The organism is Pseudomonas agronomica (assembly GCF_025917275.1).
Classification (GTDB): domain Bacteria; phylum Pseudomonadota; class Gammaproteobacteria; order Pseudomonadales; family Pseudomonadaceae; genus Aquipseudomonas; species Aquipseudomonas agronomica.
Genome location: NZ_JAOSHO010000841.1, coordinates 1 through 1333, shown reverse-complemented (window position 1 = coordinate 1333; position 1333 = coordinate 1). Strand labels below are relative to the sequence as shown.

Here is a 1333-nt window from a genome sequence, read left to right as displayed (position 1 = left end):
GAGCGAGCCTGCTCGCGAATGCGTCGGAACATTCACCATCAGTGCCAGCCAGCTCACCACAAAACTACAAAAGCACCTCATCCGCCCGACCACCCTCCTCCTGAATCACCAGATGAATGAAATGCAGTTTGGTGATGACAGCGGCCGGCACGACGAACGGGTAGAAATCCGGCTGGCCCATGCTGCGCGACAGCTCGTTGAGCATGCCCGCCAGTTCGATCCAGGCGTTGACGAATGACAGGAACGCCGTGCCACCCGCATGCCCGGGGTCAAACAGGGTGTCGGGCGGGAACGGCTGATAGTCGAAATCCATTTCCCGCGCACTCATGCCGAAGCCCAGCGCCGTGTCCACCGCGTCCATCATGTGCAGGTAATGAGCCCAGGTCTCGGCCCAGTCCTCCCAAGGATGCATGGTGGCGTAGGCACTGACGTAGTGGGTTTGCCAATCCAGCGGCGCGCCTTGTTGGTAGTGCCGCTCCAAAGCTTCGGAATAACTGGCGCGTTCATCGCCGAACAACGCGCGAAACGGTTCCAGCCAATGACCGTCGGCAATCAACCGATCCCAATAGTAATGGCCAACCTCGTGGCGAAAATGCCCGAGCAAGGTGCGATACGGCTCGTGCATTTGCTGGCGCACGTGCTCGCGATGAGCATCGTCGGCTTCTTTGATATCGAGCGTGATAAGCCCACTGGCGTGCCCGGTCGTCGGCGGTTTTCCGTCGGGATCGACGCCGATGAAATCGAAGGCCAGGCCGACGTTGTCGTCGACAGTCTTGGGAATGACCGGCAAGCCGAGGGTGATCAACTGCGCCACCAGACGGCGCTTGGCCGTTTCAACCTTGCGCCAGCGCTCGGGGTTTTCCGGGAGCGACAGGTCAGGAATCGTGCGGTTCAGGCTGCAGGCGATGCACAGCGTGTCTTGTCCGTTGGCGGGAAGCAGCCAGTTGCAGGCCGCCGGGGTATCGAGATTGGCGCAGCGGCGGAACAGCCCGGCCTGCGGATCGGCATCCAAGGTCCAGGTATCAGGCTGCTCGCCAGGCTGGAGGGAGGACAGGCGGCTTTGCTCCGGCTGATAACCCAGCGCCGCCAGGCAGGCCAGGCACTGGCTGTTGCGAAAGAACAAGGACTGGCCGCAACGGCACGGCCAGACCTTGCTGTTGCGTGACCGATCACCGAGGAATGGCGCGGCGATGCGCGAACTCAACTGTTCGAAGAAGCGGTACATGGCGATCTCTCCCTGGAGCCTGCAAGACTAGATCACCTTAGGTTCATGATCGTTCCAAAACGCTGGGTCATAGCACCGATAAACCGTGGCGAGGGAGCTTGCTCCCGC

The 1333-nt window shown here is 61.2% G+C and carries 1 protein-coding gene; it reads right to left on the bottom strand.

All coding sequences use genetic code 11. The annotated features are described in order from the left end of the window. Nucleotides 1-64 precede the first annotated feature (64 nt). The gene (locus tag OC610_RS27580; protein WP_264432666.1) at nt 65-1225 is read right to left on the bottom strand and encodes a zinc-binding metallopeptidase family protein; all 1161 of its coding nucleotides are present in this window, start codon (nt 1223-1225) and stop codon (nt 65-67) included. Between the last annotated feature and the right edge of the window lie 108 nt (nt 1226-1333).

Coding starts and splice junctions, on each gene's coding strand:
- OC610_RS27580 (WP_264432666.1), bottom strand. CDS start 1,225: ATGTACCGCTTCTTCGAACAGTTGAGTTCGCGCATCGCCGCGCCATTC.